The organism is Pseudomonas sp. NPDC089734 (genome assembly GCF_044748865.1).
GTDB lineage: Bacteria > Pseudomonadota > Gammaproteobacteria > Pseudomonadales > Pseudomonadaceae > Aquipseudomonas.
This window is the reverse complement of sequence record NZ_JBIVGV010000010.1, coordinates 151,994-168,464: the sequence shown is the minus strand read 5'-3', so window position 1 is coordinate 168,464 and position 16,471 is coordinate 151,994. Positions and strand designations below refer to the sequence as shown.

The window sequence follows — 16,471 nt, the reverse complement described above, 5'->3', positions numbered from 1 at the left end:
AAGAGCGGGGTGTCTCTGGCAAGCCGTTGCGGTTCGGCACCTTTGTCACATCTTGTCCAACCTTCGTGGGTGTAGATGCATACGATTCTCTTTTACTTCTTAGAATCGTAAGGACGTTCCATGCATTCTCCCCTTCGTCTGCGGCCTTCGGCTGTCATGGTCAAACTCGCGCTGGCGTGCCTGGTCTCCGGTCAGGTGTATGCACAAGAGCAGGCTGAAACGGAAGAGTCGGCCAATGTGCTGTCAATCGAAGAGGTGGTGGTTACTGCCGCAGGCTATGAGCAGAATCTGGAGGATGCACCGGCCTCGATGACGGTGATTTCCGGCGATGACCTGCGCAAGAAATCCTTCCGTGACCTGACGGATGCAGTCCGGGATGTCGAAGGGGTCACGGTCAACGGCGGTGCCAACGAAACCGATATTTCCATCCGTGGCATGCCTGCCGATTACACCTTGATTCTGGTGGACGGCAAGCGTCAGAGCGCTCGCGAGTCGCGGGTCAACGGCAACAGCGGTTACGAACAGAGCTTCATTCCACCGGCCGAAGCCATCGAACGAATCGAAGTGGTGCGTGGCCCGATGTCCTCGCTCTATGGCTCCGATGCCATCGGCGGGGTGATCAACATCATCACCCGCAAGGTCACGCCGGAGTGGGGCGGTTCGGTCACCTACGATTATTCGGCACGCCAGCACAGCGATCAGGGCAATGCCCGCCAGACCCAGTTCTACCTCAGCGGCCCGATCAAGGAAGACCTGCTGGGCTTGCAGGTCTGGGGACGTTATCTGGACCGTCAGGCCGATGACGATATCGAGCAGACCAACGGTTTCAGCAAGGCGGATCACCGGGACCTCACGGCACGCCTGGCCATTACGCCCAATACCGATCACGAAATACTGTTGGAAGCCGGGGCGACACGCCTGAAGAACGGCGATGGCGTGAGCGCCAACTGGGCGACCCGCGAGCAGGAAAACAATCGCGATCACTGGTCGATTTCCCATCAGGGCCGCTGGGGCTGGGCGACTTCGGATGTGTCGCTGGCTTATGAAAAGTCGAGCCGTGAAGGCCTGGCCAGTTCGACCCAGACCGATGTGCTGGGTCGTAAACCCGAAGTCGAGAACACTGTTTTCGACGCCAAGCTGGTGATGCCTACCGAGCACAACATCACCACGGTCGGCCTGCAGTGGAACGACACCACCGTCACCGACTGGAACCAGGGATTGGGCGACCGGAAAAACTACGAGTTCTCCGTGGTGCAGAAAGCACTGTTCGCCGAGAACGAATGGTCCATGACCGACACCTTCTCTCTGACCACCGGCCTGCGCATGGACGAGCACGAAGAATACGGTGTGCATTTCAGCCCGCGTGTTTACGGCGTATGGCGTGCGACCGATGACTGGACTTTCAAGGGCGGTGTCGCCCGTGGCTTCAAGGCGCCCGAAGTGCGAGCCGTGGTGCCGGGTTATTCCTACTTGCGTCGCAATCGTTTCGTGATGTTCGGCAATCCGGACCTCAAGCCGGAAACCAGCACCAACTATGAACTGTCGGCGCTGTGGTCAAACCGCAACAACCTGTCGGCTGGCGCGACCGTGTTCTACAACGACTTCCAGGACAAACTGTCCACCGTCACCACGACCGACACCTGGAATGGCTACATCATCATGGACCGGGTCAACGTCGATAAGGCGGTGATTCAGGGCGTCGAGCTCAATGGTCGTTGGGACGTGACCTCGGCTGTCGCGATCAAGGGTAACTTCACCTACACCGATTCCGAGCAGAAGAGCGGTGCCAACGCCGGTGCGCCACTGGCCCTGACCCCGGAGCGTAAAGCCAACCTGCGCGCCGAATGGCAATTGAACGACCGTACCCAACTGTGGGCTGCGACCAATTACTACGGCAAGGAATACGGCAATACCCTCACCGACGAAGCTTCACCGGCCTACACGACGAGCGATTTTGGCGGCTCTTATGAACTGACCAAAAACGTGTCGCTCAATGGGGCGCTGTACAACGTGACCGACCGCCGTCTGGATGACGAAACCTACGGCACGGTCAATTATGGCCGCACGTTCTGGGCGAGTACGACCGTTCGGTTCTGAGCCTTTCGCGAATGAATTCGCTCCCACACGGACCGGCACAATCCACGCCCCCGGTAGGAGCGAATTCATTCGCGAATCAGGGGCAGCTTCACCACTGCACATAACCCTGCCGGCGGGCGGTTCTCAAGGATGAGTTCGCCGCCGTGGGCCTGGATGCAGGAGCGAGCGATGGCCAGTCCGAGGCCCAGCCCGCCCTGGGCGTTATCCGCGCCACTGTGGCTCAACTGTACAAAGGGCTCGAACACTTGTGTCAGCCAGTCCTGTTCGATACCTGGCCCATGGTCGAGGATTTCCAGGCGGATCTCGGCCTCATCCACCAGCAGGCTTACCGTGGCATCACCTGCATGGCGCAAGGCATTGTCGATCAGGTTGGTCAGGGCTCGCTTGAGGGCCAATGGGCGGCAGTGGCAATAGACCTCTGACCCGCGCTCCCAGCCTATGGGTTGCCCCATGCTCTGATAACGGCGGGCGAGATCGTCGAGTAGCGCCGTCAGTGAGATCCTGACCGTTGTTTCCTGAACCGCGTCGCCCCGTATGAAGTTCAAGGTTTCACGCACCATGGCGCGCAGCTCATCGAGGCTGTCGAGCATGTCGTCGCGTTCCGGCCCGTCCTCGAGCAATTCCATTTGCAGGCGCAACTCAGTGATCGGCGTGTTCAGGTCATGGCTGATCGCAGCCAGCATGCGTGTCCGTCCTTCGACATGCCGGGCGATACGTTCCTGCATGACATTGAAGGCTGTCGTCAGCTCACGGGCTTCCTGAGGACCGGACAACGGCAGCGGTGAAATCCATTCGCCCCGGCTGACCCGCTCGGTGGCCTGAGCGAGCGTCTTGACCGGCTGCACCACCCGGCGAATGAAAAAGATCACGATCAGCAGCACTGGGATGGTCGTGACCGGCAAGGTATAGGCCAGCATGCGGCCCCATTCATAACCGCCCGCCGGGTGCTGGATGGCGTTCAGTTGCTTGCCGTTATGCAGGTCGATGCTGGTGCGTAATCGCAACGGCGCCCAACCGGCGGCCACGAAAACATGCTCACGTGCCGGGCCACCGCTGATGCGCTCCAGTTGCATGCCGATGCGGGTATCGGCAGGCAGTGTGAGGCGCTTTCTGAGGTCGCTCACCAGACGATGCTCCTCCGGGCGCATATCGGTGGTTTCGGCAACCGGGTTGCTGGCGACCCAGAAGTGCGAATCGGGTGTCTGCATGGACGCCAGCAGACGTGACGCATCATCGGCGGACAACCCCTGGGCGGCATGAAAGGCTGTGATCAGACGTTCAATGGCCAGGGTTCGCGACAACGGGTGAATCAGCGCGCCGGTACGTTGCAGGTAAAGCATGGCAATCGCATTGGACGCCAGCAGCGCGAGCAGCAGCAACAGGCCCAGTTGATGGGCCATGCGTCTGGGCCACAGCCGGTGCAGAAACTTCATGCCTGAAGCAGGGTGACGGTGGCGACCAGTATGTAGCCGTCGCCCCAGATGGTGCGCAGCAAGTCTGGTTCGAGAGGGTTGTCGTCGAGTTTACGGCGCAGACGGCTGATTTGCCGGTCGATGGCGCGGTCGAACACTTCGGTGCCGGGGCGGGCTGTCAGATCGATCAGACGCTGGCGGCTCAGAATGACATTAGGGTTGGCGAGCAAGACTTGCAGCAGTCGGCTTTCCACCGTACTGAGGCGGACAGCCGAACCGTCGGTGCGCATCAGTGTGCTGTTGCTGGCGGTGAACGTCAGGCCCGCGAATTCATAGCGCTGTGTCAGCTCCAGTGCTTCGGCAGGGGGCAATGCCTCGCTTTGTCTGGGGCGTCCCGTCCCGCGCCGACGCAGCAGGCTGTTGATCCGTGCGACCAGTTCGCGAGGCTCGAACGGTTTGGTCACGTAATCGTCAGCCCCGATATCCAGGCCGCGAACCCGGTCGGAAGAGGTGTCGCGAGCCGTCAGCAGAATCACCGGAATGTTTTCGCGTCGATGCAACCGGTTGCACAGCTCGAACCCATCGCCGTCGGGCAGCATCACATCCAGCACGATGACATCGAAGTCCTGCTGCTTGAGCAGTTGCCACATGCCCGCCGCATCTTCCGCCGTGCGCACCTCGAACTGATGACGCCGCAGATAGACCGCGAGCGGGTCACGGATCTTGCGGTGATCGTCCACCACCAGAATGCGGGGTGCGGCTTGAGAGGCAGCAGCGGGTGTCATCGTGTTTCCTGCGGGGCTGGCGGAGAGAGTGATATGGATGATTCTCATTCGGGAATGAGATCTTATCCCAAAAACACCTCATCCGTTGCATGCTCCCGGAAACCGGGCGGTTGGCAGCGGCGACAGGAACCGCTACTTTGGGAGCGTTTGACCAGCGCAAGGATGCCGGGTAACGGCCTTGAGGCGCTGTGCGCAATGCTCCCCCGAACGTCCCCTGACTCAGAAAAAGAAGGAACGACATGAAGTTTGAACCCCTCGCCAGGTCGCTGATCGCGACCGCACTGATTCTGGCTTATTCCCCTACCTACGCAGCCTCTCAGGCACCTGTCGCCGCCGAAAACGGCATGGTGGTTACGGCCCAGCATCTGGCCACTCACGTAGGCGTCGATGTACTCAAGGACGGAGGCAATGCGGTCGATGCTGCCGTGGCGGTCGGCTATGCGCTGGCGGTGGTCTACCCCGCTGCAGGCAACCTCGGTGGTGGTGGTTTCATGACCATTCAGCTGGCCGACGGCCGCAAGACATTCCTGGATTTCCGCGAGAAGGCACCGCTGGCAGCCACGGCTGATATGTACCTGGACAAGCAGGGCAATGTGATCCCCGATCTCAGCGCCAAGGGCCATCTGTCCGTGGCGGTGCCGGGAACGGTGGCGGGTATGGAGATGGCGCTGAGCAAGTACGGTACTCGCAAGCGCGAGGACGTCATTGCGCCGGCCATCAAACTGGCTGAAGACGGCTTCGCCCTGCAACAGGGTGACGTGGATCTGCTGTCGACGGCCACGGAGGTGTTCCGGGCGGACATGGCCGATTCGGGGTCGATCTTTCTCGACAAGGGCGAACCGATGAAGGTTGGCCAGAAGCTGGTGCAGAAGGATCTTGCCAAAACCCTGAAGGAGATTTCCGATAAGGGTAACGATGGCTTCTACAAAGGCTGGGTGGCCAAGGCGTTGGTGGATTCCAGTCAGGCTGGCAAGGGGATCATCACCCAGGCCGACCTCGATCACTACAAGCCCCGCGAGCTGGCACCCATCGAGTGCGACTACCGCGGCTACCACGTGGTCTCGGCACCACCACCCAGCTCCGGTGGCGTGGTCATCTGTCAGATGCTGAACATCCTCGAAGGCTACCCGATGAAAGATCTGGGCTATCGCTCAGCTCAAGGGATGCACTATCAGATCGAAGCGATGCGTCACGCGTATGTCGATCGCAACAGCTATCTAGGGGACCCGGACTTCGTCAAGAACCCCATCGAGCACCTGTTGGACAAGAACTATGCGACCAAGCTGCGCAACGCCATCGAGCCGCAAAAGGCTGGTGACTCCAACAAGATCAAACCGGGTGTAGCGCCCCACGAAGGCAACAACACCACCCACTACTCCATCGTCGATAAATGGGGCAATGCGGTGTCGGTGACCTACACCCTCAACAACTGGTTCGGTGCCGGGGTCATGGCCAGCAAGACCGGTGTCATCCTCAATGACGAGATGGACGATTTCACCACCAAGGTCGGCGTACCCAACATGTACGGGCTGGTGCAGGGCGAAGCCAATGCCATCGCTCCGGGCAAGACGCCGCTGTCCTCCATGAGCCCGACCATCGTCACCAAGGATGGCAAGGTCGTGATGGTGGTGGGGACTCCGGGCGGCAGCCGGATCATCACGGCCACCTGGCTGACCATGCTCAACGTGATCGACTACGGCATGAACATTCAGGAAGCCGTCGATGCACCGCGCTTCCACCAGCAATGGCAGCCGGAAACGACCAACCTGGAAGCGTTCGCGGTCAGCCCCGATACACAGAAGATCCTGGAAAGCTGGGGGCATAAATTCACCGGACCACAACCGCTCAACCACGTGGCGGCGATTCTGGTGGGTGCGCCTTCACTGAACGGCAAACCTGTGGGCAATAACCGTTTCTACGGTGCCAACGACCCTCGCCGCAATACCGGGTTGTCGCTGGGCTACTGAGTCTCTCTGTAGGAGCGAATTCATTCGCGAACAGATTTTCGCGGATAAATCCGCTCCTGCAGACGGATGTGTAAATCATGATGTTGCGTTTTGTTTGATGAGCGCTTCACTCCAGATGTTTCAACAAGGCCTTGGCGTAGCCAGGCAAGGTATCGAAATCTGCTGCGCACAGCAGCAATCTGCGGTCGGCCCAGGAATCGTCCAGGCGCAATGCCTTGAAGGTTCCTGAGCCTTGCCAGCGGTTCACGGCCGCTTGCGGCACAATCCCCAATCCTGCGCCATGAGCGACCATGCGGATCACCCCGTCGAAGCCTTCGGCACGTACCCGGATACGCAAGCGTTTGCCGGCATGCAGGGCCTGTTCCTCCAGATAGATCCCCAATGCACTGCTGGCCGACATGCCGACGAACTCGTGGTCCAGGGTCTGTGTGAAACGTATGGACGTGAACGAACAAAGCGGATGATCCACAGGCAGGATGAGTGTCAGCGGGTCATCGCGGAAGGGGCGGGTTTGCAGGTCGCTGGCGTCCATGGCATCGGAAATGATCCCGATGTCTGCCGTCCCGTGGCGCATGGCATGCAGGATCCGCAGGCTGGGTTGTTCTTCCAGGTCGATATCGATATTGGGATGAGTGACCAGAAAGTCTGCCAGCAGCTCCGGCAGATGCTCGCTGAGGGTCGAGGTGTTGCACAGTAGCCGGACCCGGCCCTTGAAGCCCTTGGCGTAATCGGCCAGATCGAACTGCATGCGCTCGACCTGCTGCAGGATCAAGCGAGCATGTTGCCCGAGCGCCTTGCCGGCCGGGGTCGGGGTGACGCCACGTCGTCCGCGTTCAAGCAGCGGCGTATCGAGCGATGCTTCCAGCGCCCGGATACGTGCGCTGGCCGAGGCCAGAGATAAATGGCTGTGCGTGGCACCTGCGGTGATGTTGCCAGCTTCCAGCACGTTCAGGAAAAGCCGCAAATCAATGAAGTCGAAGTGCATGGCGGTGCTCGCTGTAAGTGCCAGCCTCAGTTTTTGATTGAGGCTGGCTTAGTCGATGACCGATATTCAAAACGATCCGGCGGGCGCAGGATAGCCCCATGAATACATTCCTGGATTTTTATCAAAGCATCGGCTGGGGCCTCACTGCACTGGTGATCGGCACTTTCCTGCTGGCCGGAACGGTCAAGGGGGTCATCGGGCTCGGCCTGCCGACGGTGGCAATGGGGTTGCTGGGTCTGGCTATGTTGCCGGCACAGGCTGCGGCCTTGCTGATCATTCCCTCGACCTTCACCAACATCTGGCAACTGGCGACGGGCGGGCACTTGCGACCGCTGCTCAAGCGTCTGTGGCCGATGTTGGCGCTGATTGTCATCGGTACCGGGCTGGGTTCGTTCTGGCTGGGTATCAGCGGCGGGCACTCGATGACGCGGGCCTTGGGCGGGGCGTTGCTGCTCTATGCGCTGAGCGGGCTGTTTTTGCCCACGTTCAAGGTGTCGGCCAGAACCGAACGCTGGCTGGGACCGTTATGCGGGTTCATCACCGGGCTCATCACGTCGGCCACCGGCGTATTCGTGATTCCGGCCGTGCCTTACCTGCAAGCGCTGGGGCTGGAGCGCAATCAACTGGTGCAGGCGCTGGGGTTGTCCTTCACCGTTTCGACCCTGGCATTGGCGGCTGGCCTGTTGTGGAACGGCGCACTGGGTGGCGGTGAACTGGGCGCTTCGCTGCTGGCACTGATCCCGGCCCTGTTGGGCATGCTGCTGGGGCAGTGGCTGCGGCAACGAATCAGCGCCCTGATGTTCAAGCGGGTGTTCTTTATCGGGATGGGGGCGTTGGGGCTGCATTTGCTGATGGCGGGCTGATCATCCCGATAGGGCGGATCTCGAAGTCGCGCACCAGATACTCCATGCGCTTTTCATGGAACTGCACCATATGCGGCAGGGCCGAGTGAACGTCCAGATCCGCTTTGGTGGCCCAGACTTCATAGAAAATGAAGAGTGTCGGGTCCTGCTGGTCGCGCAGCATGTGGTATTCGATGCAACCCGGTTCACGACGGCTGGCCGCGACATGGGAACTGAACAGCGCCTGGAACTCGTCGGACTTCTCCGGGCGGGTATAGGCATGAAGAATGAAGCCGTAAAGCTCGCTCATTGGGCGGACTCCTTGAGTGACGGGCTGAGCATCTTAAATCAATAATCCATGGTTCATTCGTGCCTTTCAGTCAAAGGTATTTTGCTGGCCGCCTTCTTATTCAATACGTCACGCTTCTTTATCCTGCGCCCCATCCATTACTGATCTCCGATCCGGCTTTCAATCACTGCCGGGTCGAGTCCCCATGAGGCTTGGCATGAAGAACATATTGTTCCTGAACGGCGGTAAACAATTCGCTCACTCCGATGGTCGTTACAACGCGACCCTGCATGAAGCCGGTGTGGCTTTCATGGACCGCGCCGGGTTCGACGTGAAGGAAACCTTCATCGACGGCGGCTACGACCTGACCGAAGAAGTGCAGAAATTCCTCTGGGCCGATGTCATCGTCTGGCAAATGCCCGGTTGGTGGATGGGCGCGCCCTGGACCGTGAAAAAGTACATCGATGAAGTCTTCACTGAAGGCCATGGCAGCCTGTACGCCAACGATGGCCGCACCCGTTCCGATGCGTCGCAGAAGTACGGCAGCGGTGGTCTGCTGCACGGCAAGCAGTACATGATTTCCGCCACCTGGAATGCCCCGCAGCAAGCGTTCGACGACCCCACCGATTTCTTTGAGGCCAAGGGTGTCGATGCCGTGTATTTCCCGTTCCACAAGGCCAACCAGTTCCTGGGCATGACCGGTCTGCCGACCTTCCTGGCGGTGGATGTGATGAAGCGTCCGGATATCGAGAGTGACGTGCAACGCTACGAGGCGCACCTGGCCAACGTATTCAACGTGTAGGAGCGAATTCATTCGCGAACAGATTTTCGCGGATAAATCCGCTCCCACAGGGTTTGTCCATGCAGCCGTATGCCGGAAACAGAGCTAATATCCAGCCTGTTTTAGGCTGGGGACAAGCATGAAAGCCAGATCCGATGAGTTGCAGGTCTTTGTTTCGGTGATCGAAAGCGGGTCGATTTCCGCGGCGGCCGAGAGCATGGGGCAAACGCCGTCGGGAATCAGCCGGACCTTGTCGCGCCTTGAGGCCAAGCTGGAAACCACGCTGATCAACCGCACCACGCGGCGCATGGACCTGACGGAAGAGGGCAAGTTTTTCCTGGTGCGCGCCCGGCAGATTCTCGAACAGATGGAGGATCTGGAAGAGCATCTGTCGTTGTCTCGGCAAAGGCCGTCCGGGCGTTTGCGCATCAATGCCGCTTCGCCCTTCATGCTGCATTCGGTCGTGCCTCATGTGGCCGAGTTTCGCCAGCGTTACCCGGACATTCAGCTCGAACTCAACAGTAACGACCTGGTGATCGACCTGCTGGAGCAGAATACCGACATTGCCATCCGGATCGGCATCCTGGCCGACTCGACGTTACATGCCCGCTCCCTGGGATGTGCCCCGCTCAATATCCTGGCCAGCCCGGCTTATCTGCAACGGCATGGCACGCCTGCCTCGGTCGAGGATCTGGCCTGCCATACGTTGTTGGGGTTTTCCCACAGTGAAACCCTCAATAGCTGGCCATTGCGCCATGCCGAGGGCGATCGCTGGCTGATTCAGCCTTCATTGTCGGCGTCCAGTGGCGACACCTTGCGGCATCTGGCACTGGCGGGAGAGGGGATCGTGTGCCTGTCGCACTTCATGACCCATGAAGACATTCGCGAAGGACGGTTGAAAGTGATTCTGGCGGACGCCAACAGCGGATACCGACAGCCGATCCATGCGGTGTACTACCGCAACTCGAAGCTGGCGCTGAGGATTCAGTGTTTTCTGGATTTCATACAGGAGAAGCTGGAGCAGTACGCCTGCAAGTGACAAACCGGTAGGAGCGAATTCATTCGCGAAAAAGCAGTTCGCGAATGAGTTCGCCCCCACATCGGTCAGTGATGCTCGCGGGTTGCGCGGAATTTCACGTCCGGCCAGCGTTCTTCCATCAGGCTCAGGTTGACGCGGGTCGGGGCCAGGTAGGTCAGGTGACCGCCGCCGTCCAGTGCCAGGTTTTCCACGGCCTTGTTTTCAAACTCTTCGAGCTTCTTCTTGTCCGGGCAATCAATCCAGCGTGCCGACCAGACGGTGATCGGCTCGTAGGCGCATTCGACCTTGTACTCTTCCTTCAGGCGGCTGGCGACCACATCGAACTGCAGCACACCGACGGCACCCAAGATGATGTCGTTGCTGCGCAGCGGGAAGAACACCTGCGTGGCACCTTCTTCGGCCAGCTGTTGCAGGCCCTGGCGCAGTTGCTTGGACTTGAGCGGGTCTTTCAGGCGTACGCGACGGAACAGTTCCGGGGCGAAGTGCGGGATACCGGTGAAGCCCAGGCTTTCGCCTTCGGTGAAGGTATCGCCGATCTGGATCGTGCCGTGGTTGTGCAGACCGATGATGTCACCGGCATAGGCTTCTTCCAGTTGCTCGCGCTCGGAGGAGAAGAACGTCAGGGCGTCACCGATCCGCACATCCTTGCCCAGACGTACATGGCGCATTTTCATGCCCTTGTCGTAACGGCCCGAACAGATGCGCATGAACGCGATGCGGTCGCGGTGTTTGGGGTCCATGTTCGCCTGGATCTTGAACACGAAACCGCTGAACTTCTCTTCCACCGGCTCCACGCTGCGCTCGTTGGCAACCCGTGCCAGCGGCTTGGGGGCCCACTCCACCACGGCATCGAGCACGTGATCGACGCCGAAGTTGCCCAATGCCGTACCGAAGAACACCGGGGTCAGTTGACCGTTGATGAATTCTTCCTGGTTGAACTCGTGGCAGGCCCCCTGAACCAGTTCCAGTTGCTCGACGAAACGCTCGTACTCGTCGCCCAGGTGGGCGCGGGCTTCGTCCGAGTCCAGTTTCTGGATGATCCTGGTTTCGGTGCGTTCATGACCGTGACCGGCGGTGTAGACGATGATGTAGTCACCGGACAGGTGATACACGCCCTTGAAGTCGCGGTAGCAGCCAATCGGCCAGGTGATCGGTGCAGCCTTGATCTTCAGGACCGCCTCGATCTCGTCCAGCAGCTCGATCGGGTCGCGAATGTCGCGGTCGAGCTTGTTGATGAAGCTGACGATCGGCGTGTCGCGCAGACGGCAGACATCCATCAGGGCAATGGTACGAGGCTCTACACCTTTACCGCCGTCCAGCACCATCAAGGCCGAGTCCACGGCGGTCAGGGTGCGGTAGGTGTCTTCGGAGAAGTCTTCGTGGCCCGGGGTGTCGAGCAGGTTGATCATGTGCTCGCGATACGGGAACTGCATGACCGAGGTGGTGATGGAGATACCGCGCTGTTTCTCCATTTCCATCCAGTCGGATGTGGCGTGACGGTCGGATTTACGGGATTTGACCGTACCGGCGACGGAAATGGCCTTGCCCATCAGGAGCAGTTTTTCCGTGATGGTGGTTTTACCGGCGTCCGGGTGGGAAATAATGGCGAAAGTGCGGCGTTTCGCGACTTCGGCGGCCTGTTGGGTCATGGGAAATCGCCTGAAAGAGAGTCAAAAAAGGGCGCAGATTATAGCTCAACTCAAGGCAATAACCGAGCCGTTCAGTCGATTCGGGGTGGCCAAATAGTGTCTCACGTGGGAACCTTTCAGATCGTGGAGACGTCCACTCTCTTGTAACCGGTCATGCAAGACCAGCCTCAAGAGCTGATAAATCAGCATATTGGCTTGACGAAGCTGAGCTCATGGCTTGTGTATTCGCCGAGGAAAACTCCTCACTGGCGATCCACCCGCTGCTCTTCGCGAACGTGATTGCAGGTGCCCTTCACCGGGTGCTCAGGCAACGCGTTCGCCGACGGAAATAAGGAGTCCGCCCGTGGCTAATCGCTATGGCAAGGGGCTATTGGGAGGTACGATGACTATCGTACTCCTGGCCCTGCTGGTCCACTGGATCGGCGTCGATACGTTGGTGAAGTACAAGGATGACCTGCTGTTCTATCTGCAGGCCCATCTGGTTCTGGTTCTGGTTTCAATGTTGGCGGCCGTTGTGGTCGGTATTCCTGCCGGCATTGCACTCAGCCGACCGAGTATGGTTGGCCAGGCCGAACGTTTCATGCAGATCTTCAACATTGGCAACACCGTTCCACCTCTCGCGGTTCTGGCCATCGCTCTCGGGATTCTCGGGATCGGCAGTGGTCCGGCCATCTTCGCTTTGTTCCTCGCCTCTTTGTTGCCCATCGTGCGCAACACCTACGAAGGCCTGAAAAACGTTCAGGGTTCACTCAAGGAAGCCGCCACCGGCATCGGCATGACTCCGCGTCAGGTATTGCTGCGTGTCGAGCTGCCCAATGCCGTGCCGATCATCGTCGGCGGTGTGCGGGTCGCGCTGGCGATCAATGTCGGTACCGCGCCACTGGCGTTTCTGATCGGTGCCAACAGCCTGGGCAGCCTGATCTTCCCCGGAATCGCCCTGAACAATCAGCCGCAATTGTTGCTGGGAGCTGCCTGTACGGCGTTGCTCGCCCTGTTGCTCGACGGCCTGGTCACTCTGGTGAGTCGCCTGTGGCTGGAGCGCGGCCTGAGCCGCTGAGAGAAAGGAACTGCAATGAAAAGATTATGCGTGTTACTGGGATTCGGCCTGTTGTTCTCTGGGCTGGTCCAGGCAGCCGAAAAACCTCTGCTGCGCATCGGCGCACGGGTTTTCACCGAGCAGACTCTGCTCGCCGAACTGACGGCGCAATACCTGCGCAGCAAGAACTATAACGTACAGATCACGGGTGGCCTGGGCAGTAACCTGGCCCGCAGTGCCCAGGAAAGCGGTCAGCTCGATATGCTATGGGAATACACCGGCGTATCGCTGGTGGCCTACAACCATATCGATGAAAAGCTCGACAGCGAACAGACCTACGCCAGGGTGAAGGAAGTGGATGCGAAGAAAGGCCTGGTCTGGCTGTCTCCGTCGCGCTTCAACAACACCTATGCCCTGGCGTTGCCGCAGAAAATCGCGGACCAATACCCGCAGGTCACCACCATGACCGACTTGACCAAAGTGCTCAAGGACGAAGCCAGAGAGGGTCATGTCGTAGCGCTGGACACCGAGTTCGCCAACCGCTCCGACGGTCTGATCGGCCTGGTCAAGCATTACGACATGAATCTCGGTCGCGAGAACACCCGGCAGATGGACGCCGGGCTGGTCTACACCGCCTTGCGTAACGGGCAAGTGTTCGCCGGGCTGGTGTACACCACCGACGGTCGTCTGAACGCCTTCAAGCTCAAGGTGCTGGAAGACGACAAGCATTACTTCCCGGATTACACCGCCGCGCCCGTCATTCGCCAGGAGTACCTGGATGCCCATCCAGACATCGCCACGTTGCTCAAGCCTCTGGCCGATCTGCTGGATAACCAGACCATGATCGAGCTCAACGCGCGTGTCGATGTCGATCATGAAAGCCCGTCCCGGGTCGCCGCAGATTTCCTGCGCCAGCATCCACTCAAATAAGGAAGGAGACGATATGAGTTTCTTGAGCGCCTTCTCCCATCTGGACTGGAACCAGGTCATGCAACTGACCTGGCAGCACATCACACTCGTGGGGATCGCCGTGAGCCTGGCCATTCTGGTGGGTGTCCCTCTGGGCGTGCTGATGACCCGTTTTCCGGTTCTGGCCGGCCCGTTGCAGGCCAGTGCCACGGTTCTGCTGACGGTGCCGTCGATTGCCCTGTTCGGGCTATTGCTGCCGTTCTACTCCAAGTTCGGTCAGGGCCTCGGCCCGCTGCCTGCGATCACGGCCGTCTTTCTTTATTCACTGTTGCCGATCATGCGCAACACCTACCTGGCCCTGACCGGCGTGGACGCGGGTATCCGCGAAGCCGCCAAAGGCATCGGCATGACCTTCGGCCAGCGTCTGCGCATGGTCGAGTTACCGATTGCCGTGCCCGTCATTCTGGCCGGTGTCCGTACCGCCGTGGTGATGAACATCGGTGTCATGACCATCGCCGCCACCATCGGTGCCGGTGGCCTGGGCGTACTCATTCTCGCGTCAATCAGCCGCAGCGATATGTCGATGCTGATCGTCGGCGCGTTGCTGGTCAGCATTCTGGCCATCTTCGCCGACCTGCTTCTGCAATGGCTGCAACGCACCCTGACTCCAAAAGGATTGCTCAAATGATCGAACTCCAGAATCTGACCAAAACCTTCACCTCCAACGGCAAGGACGTCAAAGCCGTTGACTCGGTAAGCCTGACTGTCAATGAGGGTGAGATCTGCGTCTTTCTCGGGCCATCGGGGTGCGGCAAGAGCACCACGCTGAAAATGATCAACCGCCTGATCGTGCCGACCTCCGGCAAGGTGCTGATCAACGGTGAAGACACCACCGGCCTGGACGAAGTGACCCTGCGTCGCAACATCGGTTACGTGATCCAGCAGATCGGCCTGTTTCCGAACATGACCATCGAGGAAAACATCGTGGTCGTGCCCAAACTGCTGGGTTGGGACAAGCAGCGTTGCCATGATCGTGCCCGTGAACTGATGAGCATGATCAAGCTGGAGCCCAAGCAGTACCTGCATCGCTACCCGCGCGAGTTGTCTGGTGGCCAGCAACAGCGTATCGGCGTGATTCGTGCCCTGGCGGCCGAGGCGCCGTTGTTGCTGATGGACGAGCCGTTCGGTGCGGTCGACCCGATCAACCGCGAGATGATCCAGAACGAGTTCTTCGAGATGCAGCGGGCACTGAACAAGACCGTGATCATGGTCAGCCACGACATCGACGAAGCGCTCAAACTGGGCGACAAGATTGCGATTTTCCGGGCCGGCAAGCTGATCCAGATCGATCATCCGGACACGCTGCTGGCACATCCTGCCGACGATTTCGTTTCCAACTTCGTCGGTCAGGACAGCACCCTCAAGCGGCTGTTGCTGGTCAAGGCCGAAGACGCTGCCGACAACGCACCGTCGGTCAGCCCGGAGACGCCTGTTGCCGATGCCCTGGAAGCCATGGATGAAAACGACCGCCGCTACGTGGTGGTCACCGATGGCGATAACAAGGCGTTGGGCTATGTACGTCGCCGCGACCTGCATCGCCAGACCGGGACGTGCGCCCAGTACCTGCGCGAGTTCAACGCCACGGCAGCCTATGACGAGAACCTGCGCATCCTGCTGTCGCGCATGTACGAGTTCAACCGTGCCTGGTTGCCGGTCATGGATGCCGAGCGTGTGTTCCTGGGCGAGGTCACTCAGGAGTCGATTGCGGCTTACCTGAGTTCCGGGCGCTCCCGCGGTGCCAGGACCAGCATCGTTTCGCCGGCCGAAGCGCTGGCCTGATCATGTTGCCGCCCCGGCAATCGGGGCGGTCTAACCGTTGTTCGCCATCCGGTACGACAGCCTGTGTTTCGACATGGGCTGGCCGATCAGAGGCATCACTTTGCAGGGCATCCCCAGCGCGTCGATCGACGGCCTTCCCAGCAGATATCCCTGGCCCCAGCTGCCTCCCATCTCATTGACCATCTCGCTGTCGTCCAGCGTCTCGATCCCTTCGACAATCACGCAGGGTGCCAGGCTGTTGCAGAGGGGCAATAAGTGCGAAAGCGTCTTGCGGCCTGCCGGATTGACCTGTGCGCGTCTCAGATAGCCTTGATCGATCTTGATGATGTCCGGGCTGGATTGAAGGATGAATTCCAGGGTGCTGTAGCCCGAGCCGAAATCGTCGACTGCAATACGGCAACCGGTTGCACGCAGTGTTTTCACAAAGTCGACAGCCATGGAAATGCTGGGTGATGCCGCACTTTCAGTGATCTCGATCACCAGTCTGGCGGCCACCGAGGGTTCTGCCGTGAGCTGTTGCAGGATCGGTTGCCAGGCCTCGTCGAGAATGGCGCTCTGTGCGGAGATATTGCAGCTCAGAGAGAGGAGCGGTTGCTGCCGGAGCCTGTCGATCACCGTCGCCATGACGCTCAGGTCCAGCTTCTGCATCATGCCCAGCTTCTCCAGTGTGGCGAACGGGGTGAAGGGGCGCCTCAGGGGGTTGGAGTGCCGCAAGAGGGCCTCGTGGTAGAGCACGTGATCCCGATGAGGAAGTGACATGACAGGTTGAAAGGCCAACTGGAGCTTGCCTGAGGCAAGCTCCCGGTAAAAATGTCTCACTCGGTGCATGAAGATTCTCTGA

15 protein-coding genes are annotated in these 16,471 nt (G+C 59.6%); 9 read left to right on the top strand and 6 right to left on the bottom strand.

Annotated features, from left to right (window positions below):
- Positions 1–120: 120 nt before the first annotated feature.
- Positions 121–2,097, top strand: a complete 1,977-nt coding sequence (locus tag ACIPY9_RS14970) for a TonB-dependent receptor domain-containing protein (protein WP_400702513.1) — start codon at positions 121–123, stop codon at positions 2,095–2,097.
- A gap of 65 nt (positions 2,098–2,162) precedes the next feature.
- Here the strand turns inward: ACIPY9_RS14970 and ACIPY9_RS14965 are convergent, their stop codons facing one another.
- On the bottom strand, positions 2,163–3,497 hold the full coding sequence (locus ACIPY9_RS14965; RefSeq protein ID WP_400702547.1) for an ATP-binding protein: 1,335 nt from the start codon (positions 3,495–3,497) through the stop codon (positions 2,163–2,165).
- Between the two features lie 29 nt (positions 3,498–3,526).
- Positions 3,527–4,294, bottom strand: coding sequence for a response regulator transcription factor (locus ACIPY9_RS14960; RefSeq protein ID WP_400702510.1), 768 nt, complete (start codon positions 4,292–4,294; stop codon positions 3,527–3,529).
- 239 nt (positions 4,295–4,533) lie between these two features.
- Here ACIPY9_RS14960 and ggt point away from each other — a divergent pair, with 239 nt between their 5' ends.
- Positions 4,534–6,261 carry a gamma-glutamyltransferase gene (ggt, locus tag ACIPY9_RS14955; protein ID WP_400702507.1) on the top strand — a complete coding sequence of 576 codons (1,728 nt, stop codon included), beginning with the start codon at positions 4,534–4,536 and terminating at the stop codon, positions 6,259–6,261.
- A gap of 106 nt (positions 6,262–6,367) precedes the next feature.
- Here the strand turns inward: ggt and ACIPY9_RS14950 are convergent, their stop codons facing one another.
- A complete protein-coding gene (locus tag ACIPY9_RS14950) occupies positions 6,368–7,246 on the bottom strand; it encodes a LysR substrate-binding domain-containing protein (RefSeq protein ID WP_400702504.1) in 879 nt (292 codons plus the stop codon).
- Positions 7,247–7,344: 98 nt separating this feature from the next.
- Here ACIPY9_RS14950 and ACIPY9_RS14945 point away from each other — a divergent pair, with 98 nt between their 5' ends.
- Complete coding sequence (locus ACIPY9_RS14945) at positions 7,345–8,109, top strand: sulfite exporter TauE/SafE family protein (protein ID WP_400702501.1); 765 nt, start codon at positions 7,345–7,347, stop codon at positions 8,107–8,109.
- Here the strand turns inward: ACIPY9_RS14945 and ACIPY9_RS14940 are convergent.
- Positions 8,063–8,398 carry a putative quinol monooxygenase gene (locus ACIPY9_RS14940; RefSeq protein ID WP_400702498.1) on the bottom strand — a complete coding sequence of 112 codons (336 nt, stop codon included), beginning with the start codon at positions 8,396–8,398 and terminating at the stop codon, positions 8,063–8,065. The two genes, ACIPY9_RS14945 and ACIPY9_RS14940, sit on opposite strands and share 47 nt — an antisense overlap.
- Before the next feature lie 196 nt (positions 8,399–8,594).
- On the opposite strand from ACIPY9_RS14940, the gene ACIPY9_RS14935 reads away from it, so the two are divergent.
- Positions 8,595–9,179 carry an NAD(P)H-dependent oxidoreductase gene (locus tag ACIPY9_RS14935; protein ID WP_400702495.1) on the top strand — a complete coding sequence of 195 codons (585 nt, stop codon included), beginning with the start codon at positions 8,595–8,597 and terminating at the stop codon, positions 9,177–9,179.
- A gap of 118 nt (positions 9,180–9,297) precedes the next feature.
- Positions 9,298–10,197, top strand: a complete 900-nt coding sequence (locus ACIPY9_RS14930) for a LysR substrate-binding domain-containing protein (protein WP_400702492.1) — start codon at positions 9,298–9,300, stop codon at positions 10,195–10,197.
- Positions 10,198–10,262: 65 nt separating this feature from the next.
- On the opposite strand, the gene ACIPY9_RS14925 is transcribed toward ACIPY9_RS14930, so the two are convergent.
- Positions 10,263–11,846 (bottom strand): peptide chain release factor 3, encoded by a 1,584-nt coding sequence (locus ACIPY9_RS14925; RefSeq protein ID WP_400702489.1) that lies wholly within the window; start codon positions 11,844–11,846, stop codon positions 10,263–10,265.
- Positions 11,847–12,228: 382 nt separating this feature from the next.
- On the opposite strand from ACIPY9_RS14925, the gene ACIPY9_RS14920 reads away from it, so the two are divergent.
- The 4 genes from ACIPY9_RS14920 to ACIPY9_RS14905 are packed head-to-tail and all read left to right on the top strand — an operon-like array spanning position 12,229 to position 15,630.
- A complete protein-coding gene (locus ACIPY9_RS14920; RefSeq protein WP_400702486.1) occupies positions 12,229–12,903 on the top strand; it encodes an ABC transporter permease in 675 nt (224 codons plus the stop codon).
- A gap of 15 nt (positions 12,904–12,918) precedes the next feature.
- Complete coding sequence (locus tag ACIPY9_RS14915; protein ID WP_400702483.1) at positions 12,919–13,812, top strand: glycine betaine ABC transporter substrate-binding protein; 894 nt, start codon at positions 12,919–12,921, stop codon at positions 13,810–13,812.
- 13 nt (positions 13,813–13,825) lie between these two features.
- Positions 13,826–14,479 carry an ABC transporter permease gene (locus tag ACIPY9_RS14910; RefSeq protein ID WP_400702480.1) on the top strand — a complete coding sequence of 218 codons (654 nt, stop codon included), beginning with the start codon at positions 13,826–13,828 and terminating at the stop codon, positions 14,477–14,479.
- A complete protein-coding gene (locus tag ACIPY9_RS14905; protein WP_400702477.1) occupies positions 14,476–15,630 on the top strand; it encodes a betaine/proline/choline family ABC transporter ATP-binding protein in 1,155 nt (384 codons plus the stop codon). Before ACIPY9_RS14910 ends, ACIPY9_RS14905 begins: the two co-directional genes overlap by 4 nt.
- Before the next feature lie 30 nt (positions 15,631–15,660).
- Here the strand turns inward: ACIPY9_RS14905 and ACIPY9_RS14900 are convergent, their stop codons facing one another.
- Positions 15,661–16,458: an EAL domain-containing protein gene (locus ACIPY9_RS14900; protein ID WP_400702474.1), complete on the bottom strand. Its 798-nt coding sequence runs from the start codon at positions 16,456–16,458 to the stop codon at positions 15,661–15,663.
- Positions 16,459–16,471 lie beyond the last annotated feature (13 nt).

Bases quoted from the DNA above. Each gene is read 5' to 3' on its own strand.
- ACIPY9_RS14970 (WP_400702513.1), top strand. From the start codon at position 121: ATGCATTCTCCCCTTCGTCTGCGGCCTTCGGCTGTCATGGTCAAACTC.
- ACIPY9_RS14965 (WP_400702547.1), bottom strand. From the start codon at position 3,497: ATGGCCCATCAACTGGGCCTGTTGCTGCTGCTCGCGCTGCTGGCGTCC.
- ACIPY9_RS14905 (WP_400702477.1), top strand. From the start codon at position 14,476: ATGATCGAACTCCAGAATCTGACCAAAACCTTCACCTCCAACGGCAAG.
- ACIPY9_RS14910 (WP_400702480.1), top strand. From the start codon at position 13,826: ATGAGTTTCTTGAGCGCCTTCTCCCATCTGGACTGGAACCAGGTCATG.
- ACIPY9_RS14935 (WP_400702495.1), top strand. From the start codon at position 8,595: ATGAAGAACATATTGTTCCTGAACGGCGGTAAACAATTCGCTCACTCC.
- ACIPY9_RS14945 (WP_400702501.1), top strand. From the start codon at position 7,345: ATGAATACATTCCTGGATTTTTATCAAAGCATCGGCTGGGGCCTCACT.
- ACIPY9_RS14920 (WP_400702486.1), top strand. From the start codon at position 12,229: ATGACTATCGTACTCCTGGCCCTGCTGGTCCACTGGATCGGCGTCGAT.
- ACIPY9_RS14925 (WP_400702489.1), bottom strand. From the start codon at position 11,846: ATGACCCAACAGGCCGCCGAAGTCGCGAAACGCCGCACTTTCGCCATT.
- ACIPY9_RS14900 (WP_400702474.1), bottom strand. From the start codon at position 16,458: ATGCACCGAGTGAGACATTTTTACCGGGAGCTTGCCTCAGGCAAGCTC.
- ACIPY9_RS14915 (WP_400702483.1), top strand. From the start codon at position 12,919: ATGAAAAGATTATGCGTGTTACTGGGATTCGGCCTGTTGTTCTCTGGG.
- ACIPY9_RS14940 (WP_400702498.1), bottom strand. From the start codon at position 8,398: ATGAGCGAGCTTTACGGCTTCATTCTTCATGCCTATACCCGCCCGGAG.
- ACIPY9_RS14960 (WP_400702510.1), bottom strand. From the start codon at position 4,294: ATGACACCCGCTGCTGCCTCTCAAGCCGCACCCCGCATTCTGGTGGTG.
- ggt (WP_400702507.1), top strand. From the start codon at position 4,534: ATGAAGTTTGAACCCCTCGCCAGGTCGCTGATCGCGACCGCACTGATT.
- ACIPY9_RS14950 (WP_400702504.1), bottom strand. From the start codon at position 7,246: ATGCACTTCGACTTCATTGATTTGCGGCTTTTCCTGAACGTGCTGGAA.
- ACIPY9_RS14930 (WP_400702492.1), top strand. From the start codon at position 9,298: ATGAAAGCCAGATCCGATGAGTTGCAGGTCTTTGTTTCGGTGATCGAA.